Source organism: Streptomyces sp. NPDC060198 (assembly GCF_042728415.1).
GTDB lineage: Bacteria > Actinomycetota > Actinomycetes > Streptomycetales > Streptomycetaceae > Streptomyces.
The window spans coordinates 1-8,285 of sequence record NZ_JBHWZJ010000302.1 but is presented as its reverse complement, the minus strand read 5'-3'; the positions used below and the strand labels follow the sequence as shown (position 1 = coordinate 8,285).

4 protein-coding genes and 1 pseudogene are annotated in these 8,285 nt (G+C 72.0%); 3 read left to right on the top strand and 2 right to left on the bottom strand.

The window, feature by feature from the left end; all coding sequences use genetic code 11:
* Positions 1–112: 112 nt before the first annotated feature.
* Positions 113–610 (bottom strand): Rv3235 family protein, encoded by a 498-nt coding sequence (locus ACFWEP_RS27180; protein ID WP_387373782.1) that lies wholly within the window; start codon positions 608–610, stop codon positions 113–115.
* Positions 611–882: 272 nt separating this feature from the next.
* On the opposite strand from ACFWEP_RS27180, the gene ACFWEP_RS27175 reads away from it, so the two are divergent.
* Together ACFWEP_RS27175 and ACFWEP_RS27170 are read left to right on the top strand one after the other, a co-directional pair.
* A complete protein-coding gene (locus ACFWEP_RS27175) occupies positions 883–1,389 on the top strand; it encodes a DUF6912 family protein (protein ID WP_387373780.1) in 507 nt (168 codons plus the stop codon).
* 79 nt (positions 1,390–1,468) lie between these two features.
* A complete protein-coding gene (locus ACFWEP_RS27170) occupies positions 1,469–2,140 on the top strand; it encodes an HAD family hydrolase (RefSeq protein WP_387373777.1) in 672 nt (223 codons plus the stop codon).
* A 46-nt stretch (positions 2,141–2,186) separates the two neighbouring features.
* Here the strand turns inward: ACFWEP_RS27170 and ACFWEP_RS27165 are convergent, their stop codons facing one another.
* Complete coding sequence (locus ACFWEP_RS27165) at positions 2,187–2,753, bottom strand: DJ-1/PfpI family protein (RefSeq protein ID WP_328721391.1); 567 nt, start codon at positions 2,751–2,753, stop codon at positions 2,187–2,189.
* A 454-nt stretch (positions 2,754–3,207) separates the two neighbouring features.
* Between ACFWEP_RS27165 and ACFWEP_RS27160 the strand changes: the two are divergent.
* Positions 3,208–8,211 (top strand): annotated as a pseudogene (locus ACFWEP_RS27160) (NAD-glutamate dehydrogenase); the annotation flags it as partial.
* Positions 8,212–8,285: the final 74 nt, after the last annotated feature.

The window sequence follows — 8,285 nt, the reverse complement described above, 5'->3', positions numbered from 1 at the left end:
GTTTCTCGTACCGGCCGTCGCCGGTGCGGGGGCCGCGGGCCGCCGCGCCCCCCGGCGTGTACCGGACCGGGGCCGGCCGGGCCGTCGTGCCGGCCCGTGGCGCGTACCGGACTCAGGCCGGCAGGCGCTCGCCGCCGAGTTCCACCGCCGCGCAGCGCCAGCGCAGATCGGCGCCCTGCTCCAGCCGGAACGCCATGGCGTGCACCCGGCCGCCGCCCCAGATGCTCGCGAACGCCTCGACCACGCCGGTCGCGGGCTGCGCGCCGTAACACCCGCGCAGTACGGGGCTGTCGCCCCAGACGGCGCGCAGCGGGGCGCCGGGGGCCAGCTCGGCGAGCTGGTCGTACGCCTCGCCCACCGTGTGGCCGAGCATCCAGTGGACCGGACGGCGCCCGCTGAGTACGGCGAGCAGCCGTTCCGCGAACCAGTGGTGCGGGCGCACCGGGCCCCGCGCCGGAAGCGGGCCGCGCCGTGCCGGGACGGTGCCGGGCCGGCGCTGGTCGCGGCGGCCCGTGGGCCTGCCGCCCGCCGGGCGGGTGCTGCCGCGCTGTTCGGGACGGGTGCGGCGATCCGCGCGTAAGGTCCTGGTCCGGTCCGTGCTCATGGTCATCGCCCCCGTGTGAGGCCGTCCGGTCGTACCGGACGGCGACGTTGCGTTGCGCATCTTCTACGGGGAGTCGCGACGAGGCCGCAAGGGGCGCCGGGGCCGTCCGGGACGTACGGCACGGATCACCTATCCGGGTGAGGGGGCGGGCAGGCGCCCGAGGAGCGGGCGGACGGCCGAGCCCCGGGGACCGTCCGGGAGTGGGTCCCCGCCACGCCCCGAAGGGGGACCGCCGACGTATCCTGAGGGCGTCTGTCGACTACGAAAGCGGCCAAGCCATGCGCGTGTACGTCCCCCTGACCCTCTCCGGTCTCGCCGCGGCGCACGGGGCGGGCGAGCTGGGCCCCGGACCGCTGACCGCCTACGCGGTGACCCCCGGGCTGCGCGAGTGGTACGTCTCCGACGACATCGAGGAGCTGGAGTACGCGGCGCTCAGCCGGGCCGCCGCCGCCTCGCTCCGGCTGATCGCCGCCCTGCCCGAGGAGCCGCGCCGTCGGGTCGTCGTCGCGTTCGACGTACCGGACGGTGACGCGCTCGGCGACCCCGACGGGGGCCTGGACCCCGACTCGGTCGGCGAGGTGCGCCTCGCCTCGGCCGTGCCGCTCGCCAAGGCGGCGGCCGTGCACGTGGACTCCGACGAAGCCGAGAAGGACGTGACGGCGGCAGCCGCGGCCCTGGGCGCCGCCGACCACGGCGACGACGACGCGCGGTTCACCGTGGACGGTGCGGAGGACCACGAGCTGCTCTGGTTCGGCGTGCAGGAGATCCCGCAGCTGCTCGGCTGAGGCCGGGCGGCAGAGGGCCGTCCCGGACGGTCACGGGAGGCTCTCCCGGTTGTCGGACCCGCCGGGTACGGTCTTTCCCATGGCGAAGCACGGCGAGAACCGCACACATCTGGTCTGGGACTGGAACGGCACGCTCCTGGACGACATCCACGCCGTCGTCGGGGCGACCAATTCGGCCTTCGCCGAGGTGGGGCTCGCGCCGATCACGGTGGAGCGGTACCGCTCGACGTACTGCGTGCCCATACCGCTCTTCTACGAGCGGCTGCTGGGCCGGATACCGAACGACGCCGAATGGCAGCGGATGGACGTCGTCTTCCACGACGCCTACGCCGCACTCCGCGCGGCCTGCCTCCTCACCGACGGCGCCGCCGAGCTGCTCGCGGGCTGGCGGCGGGACGGCCGCAGCCAGTCACTGCTGAGCATGCACGGCCACGAACAGCTGGTGCCGACCGTGCGCGGGTACGGCATCGAGGAGCACTTCGTCCGGGTCGACGGGCGCACCGGACCCTCCGGCGGCAGCAAGGCGCTCCACATGGAGCGTCACTTCGCCGCGCTCGGCACGGTCGACCCGGAGCACGCGGTGATCATCGGGGACGCGGTGGACGACGCCGTGGCCGCCGCGCACGTCGGCGCCCGGGCCGTGCTGTTCACCGGGGGCTCGCACGATCGGGCCGCCTTGGAGGAGGCCGGCGTGCCGGTGGTGGACAGCCTGGCCGAAGCGGTGGCGCTGGCGGAGTCGATGACGGCCTGAGGCCGCCCGGGGCCGGACGCCGTCGGTCCCCGGGCGGATGGATGTCTCAGGCGACCGGGGCCTTCGCGCGCAGCACCTTGAGGAACTCGCGCATCCACGCCGAGTGGTCGGGCCAGGCGCGCGAGGAGACGAGGGTGCCGTCGACCACCGCCTCCGCGTCCTGGAAGGCGGCCCCCGCCGTCCGCATGTCCGGCTCCAGCGCCGGGTAGGCGGTCACCTCGCGCCCGTCGAGGCTGCCCGTCGCGGCGGTGATCAGGGGGCCGTGGCAGATCTGCGCGACCGGACGGGCGTCCTCGAAGAAGGCGGCGACGATCGCCTTCAGGTCGGCGTTGTTGCGGAGGTACTCCGGTGCCCTGCCGCCGGGGATCACCAGGGCGGCGTAGTCGCCGGGCACCACCTCGGAGAACGCGAGGTCGGCCGGCCAGGTGTAGCCGGGCTTCTCGGTGTACGTGTCGAAGCCGGGCTCGAAGTCGTGGACCACGAAGCGGAGGGTCTTGCGTTCGGGGGCGGCGATGTCGACCTCGTACCCCTCCTCGCGCAGGCGCTGGTACGGGTAGAGGACCTCCAGCGACTCGGCCGCGTCGCCGGTGACGAGCAGGATCTTCGGTGCCATGACGGGGCCCCCAGGGTTCGTGGGTCGGCCGGGTGCGGGCGCGCGCCGGCCGTGTGCGGCGGGGACCAGCCTGCACCGGCCGGGCGCGTACGCCAAGAGGGCGCGCCCCTGCCGCGAGCGGGTGACGCACTGTACGAACTGTCCAAAGCGCGGCTCTTCGTTTGTACACATACGGTTCATGACGGCCACCCCTCCGGGCGAGATAGCCTGGTGCCCGTGATCAGCGCGATACGCCTCGGGGGCATCGAAGCCCCCGGCCCGGTTCCGGAGTGCACCCGCACCCGGGCCGTCCGTGATCGCCGTCACCCCGACCCACGGCTGAATATCGCCGATTTGGTCCCGGGTATCTCTCATCGCGGCATAGCGTCGACTACGACCGGATACCCCGCGTCGTGGCGTTGTGCCGCTTTTCTCACCTACGTCACGCAATGGCGCGCGACAGGAGCCAGAGGACATGCAGACCAAGCTGGACGAAGCCAAGGCCGAGCTGCTCGCACGGGCCGCCGAGGTAGCTGACAACAGCCCGGGCGGTGGTGCCGGCGGCCCGGGGGGTACCCCCCGGGTACGCGTCGCCTCGGCCGGCACGGACGGGGACGAGCGGTCCGGCCGGGACATGCTCCTCTCCTACCTCCAGCGCTACTACTTGCACACCGCCCCGGAGGACCTGAGCGGCCGGGACCCGGTCGACGTCTTCGGCGCCGCCGCCTCGCACTACCGGCTGGCCGAGAACCGTCCCCAGGGCACGGCCAACGTCCGGGTGCACACCCCGACCGTGGAGGAGAACGGCTGGACGTCCAGCCACTCCGTGGTCGAGGTCGTCACCGACGACATGCCGTTCCTCGTCGACTCCGTCACCAACGAACTGTCCCGCCAGAACCGGGGCATCCACCTGGTCATCCACCCCCAGGTCCTGGTGCGCCGCGACGTCACCGGCAAGCTGCTGGAGGTCCTCACCGACGGATCCGGCGTCCCCCGGGGCCCCCAGAGCAAGGGCCGCAAGGACGCCGGCACCGCCGGGGCGGCACTCCCGCACGACGTCCTCGTGGAGTCCTGGATCCACGTGGAGACCGACCGGGAGACCGACCGCGAGGACCTCAAGGCGATCACCGCCGACCTGCTGCGCGTCCTGTCCGACGTACGGGAGACCGTCGAGGACTGGGACAAGATGCGCGCCGCCGCGCTGCGCATCGCGGACGGCCTGGGCGACGAGCCCACCGACGACCTCCCCGCCGAGGAGATCGAGGAGGCCGGCGAGCTGCTGCGCTGGCTCGCCGCCGACCACTTCACCTTCCTCGGATACCGCGAGTACTCACTGAAGAACGGCGACTCGCTGGCCGCCGTGCCCGGCACCGGCCTCGGCATCCTGCGATCCGACCCGAAGCACCACGAGGACGAGGCGCACCCCGTGAGCCCGTCCTTCGACCGGCTGCCCGCCGACGCCCGCGCCAAGGCCCGCGAGCACAAGCTGCTCATCCTGACCAAGGCCAACAGCCGCTCCACGGTCCACCGCCCGAGCTACCTCGACTACGTCGGCGTGAAGAAGTTCGACGCCGACGGCAACGTCGTCGGCGAGCGCCGCTTCCTCGGCCTCTTCTCGTCCGCCGCCTACACCGAGTCGGTGCGCCGGGTCCCGGTCGTCCGCCGCAAGGTCGCCGAGGTGCTGGAGGGCGCCGGCTTCTCGGACAACAGCCACGACGGCCGCGACCTGCTCCAGATCCTGGAGACCTACCCGCGCGACGACATGTTCCAGACGCCGACCGATCAGCTCCGCTCGATCGTCACCTCGGTGCTCTACCTCCAGGAACGCCGCCGGCTGCGGCTCTACCTGCGCCAGGACGAGTACGGCCGCTACTACTCCGCCCTCGTCTACCTGCCGCGCGACCGCTACACCACCGGTGTCCGGCTGCGGCTGATCGACATCCTCAAGGAAGAACTCGGCGGCACCAGCGTCGACTTCACCGCCTGGAACACCGAGTCGATCCTGTCCCGGCTGCACTTCGTCGTCCGGGTCGCCCCCGGCACCGAACTGCCGCACCTGACCGACGCCGACACCGACCACATCGAGGCACGTCTCGTCGAGGCCGCCCGCTCCTGGGCGGACGGCTTCCAGGAGGCCCTGAACGCCGAATGCGGCGAGGAGCGCGCCGCCGAACTGCTGCGCCGCTACGCCCGCTCCTTCCCCGAGGGCTACAAGGCCGACCACTCCCCGCGCGCCGCCGTGGCCGACCTGGTCCACCTCGAAGCGCTCAAGGCGGGCGAGAAGGACTTCGCGCTCAGCCTGTACGAGCCGGTCGGCGCACTGCCCGGCGAGCGCCGCTTCAAGATCTACCGGACCGGCGAGCCCGTCTCGCTCTCCGCCGTCCTCCCGGTGCTCCAGCGCCTGGGCGTGGAGGTCGTCGACGAGCGCCCGTACGAGCTGCGCTGCGCGGACCGGACGACCGCCTGGATCTACGACTTCGGGCTGCGGATGCCCACGGGCAACGGCGACCACCTCGCCGACGACGCCCGCAACCGCTTCCAGCAGGCCTTCGCCGCCGTCTGGACCGGCGCCGCCGAGAACGACGGCTTCAACTCACTCGTCCTGCGCGCCGGACTCGACTGGCGGCAGGCGATGGTGCTCCGCGCCTACGCGAAGTACCTGCGCCAGGCGGGTTCGACCTTCAGCCAGGACTACATGGAGGACACCCTCCGCGACAACGTCCACACCACCCGGCTGCTGGTCTCCCTCTTCGAGGCCCGGATGTCGCCGGCCCGCCAGAACGCGGGCCGGGAGCTGACCGACGGACTGCTCGAAGAGCTCGACGGTGCGCTGGACCAGGTGGCTTCGCTCGACGAGGACCGCATCCTGCGCTCCTTCCTCACCGTCATCAAGGCGACCCTGCGGACCAACTTCTTCCAGCGCGCCGACGACGGCGAACCGCACGGCTACGTCTCGATGAAGTTCGACCCGCAGGCCATCCCCGACCTGCCGGCCCCGCGCCCCGCCTTCGAGATCTGGGTGTACTCGCCCCGCGTCGAGGGCGTCCACCTGCGCTTCGGCAAGGTCGCCCGCGGCGGACTGCGCTGGTCCGACCGGCGCGAGGACTTCCGTACCGAGGTCCTCGGCCTGGTCAAGGCGCAGATGGTGAAGAACACCGTGATCGTGCCGGTGGGCGCCAAGGGCGGGTTCGTCGCCAAGCAGCTCCCGGACCCGGCGCTCGACCGGGACGCCTGGCTCGCGGAGGGCATCGCCGCGTACCGCGTCTTCGTCTCGGCGCTGCTCGACATCACCGACAACCTGGTGGCCGGCGAGACCGTGCCGCCCGTCGACGTGGTCCGCCACGACGAGGACGACACCTACCTCGTGGTCGCCGCCGACAAGGGCACCGCGAGCTTCTCCGACATCGCCAACGAGGTCGCCGTCGCGTACAACTTCTGGCTCGGCGACGCCTTCGCCTCCGGCGGTTCGGCCGGGTACGACCACAAGGGCATGGGCATCACCGCACGCGGCGCCTGGGAGTCCGTCAAGCGCCACTTCCGCGCGCTGGGCCACGACACCCAGACCGAGGACTTCACCGTCGTCGGCGTCGGCGACATGTCCGGCGACGTGTTCGGCAACGGCATGCTGCTCTCCGAGCACATCCGGCTGGTCGCGGCCTTCGACCACCGGCACATCTTCCTCGACCCGACCCCCGACGCCGCCGTCTCCTACGCCGAGCGGCGCCGCATCTTCGAGCTGCCCCGCAGCTCCTGGGCCGACTACGACACCAAGCTGCTCTCGGCGGGCGGCGGCGTGCACCCCCGTTCCGCGAAGTCCATCCCGGTCAACGCGCACGTCCGCGAGGCCCTCGGCATCGAGGCGGGCATCACCAAGATGACCCCCGCCGACCTGATGAAGGCCATCCTGCGGGCACCCGTCGACCTGCTGTGGAACGGCGGCATCGGCACCTACGTCAAGTCCTCCGCCGAGACCGACGCCGACGTCGGCGACAAGGCCAACGACGCGATCCGGGTCAGCGGCCAGGAGCTGCGGGCCAAGGTCGTCGGCGAGGGCGGCAACCTCGGCGCCACCCAGCTCGGCCGCATCGAGTTCGCCCGGTCCGGCGGTCAGATCAACACCGACGCGATCGACAACAGCGCCGGCGTGGACACCTCCGACCACGAGGTGAACATCAAGATCCTGCTCAACGGGCTGGTCCGGGACGGCGACATGACCGTCAAGCAGCGCAACAAGCTGCTCGCCGAGATGACCGACGAGGTCGGCTCGCTGGTGCTGCGCAACAACTACGCACAGAACGTCGCGCTCACCAACGCCTCTGCCCAGGCCACCGACCTGCTCCACGCCCACCAGCGCTCGATGCGCGGACTCGAGGCCGCGGGCGAGCTGGACCGCGCGCTGGAGTTCCTCCCCGCCGACCGGCAGATCCGCGAACTCCTTTCCGCGGGCAGGGGGCTCAGCCAGCCGGAACTCGCCGTACTGCTCGCCTACACCAAGATCACGGCCGCCGACGAGCTGATCCGCACCAGCCTCCCGGACGACCCGTACCTCCAGCGCCTCGCGCACGCCTACTTCCCGAAGCAGCTGCGCGAACGCTTCCCCGAATCGATCGACGGCCACGCGCTGCGCCGCGAGATCATCACCACGGTGCTGGTCAACGACACGGTGAACACCGGCGGATCCACCTTCCTGCACCGCTTCCGCGAGGAGACCGGTGCCTCGGTGGAGGAGATCGTGCGGGCGCAGGCCGCGGCCCGCGAGATCTTCGGGCTGAACCAGGTCTGGGACGCCGTCGAGGCGCTCGACAACAAGGTCGACGCCGCTGTGCAGACCCGTATCCGGCTGCACTCCCGCCGCCTGGTGGAGCGTGGCACCCGCTGGCTCCTGGGCAACCGCCCGCAGCCGGTGGACATCGAAGCCACCGTCGCCTTCTTCGAGGACCGGGTCGCCGAGGTGTGGGCCGCGATGCCCAAGCTGCTCCGGGGCACCGACCAGGAGTGGTACCAGCAGATCCTGGACGAGCTCACCGAGGCGGGCGTGCCCGAGGAGCTGGCCCAGCGCGTCGCGGGGTTCTCCTCGGCCTTCCCGGCACTCGACATCGTGGCCATCGCGGACCGTACGGGCAAGGACCCGCTGGCCGTCGCCGAGGTCTACTACGACCTCGCCGACCGGCTGCGGATCACCGCGCTGATGGACCGGATCATCGAGCTCCCGCGCGCCGACCGCTGGCAGTCCATGGCCCGCGCCTCCATCCGCGAGGACCTGTACGCGGCCCACGCGGCGCTCACCGCCGACGTGCTGGCCGTCGGGGCCGACGGTGCCACTCCGGAGGAGCGGTTCACGGCGTGGGAGGAGAAGAACGCGGCGATCCTCTCCCGGTCGCGCTCGACCCTGGAGGAGATCCAGAGCTCCGACGCCTTCGACCTGGCGAACCTGTCGGTCGCGATGCGGACGATGCGGACGCTGCTGCGCACGCACGCCTGGCGTACGAGCGGTTCACCAAGAAGTAGTCCCCGTTCCCACGCAAGCGGAAGGGGGGCTCCGGGCCGTAGGCC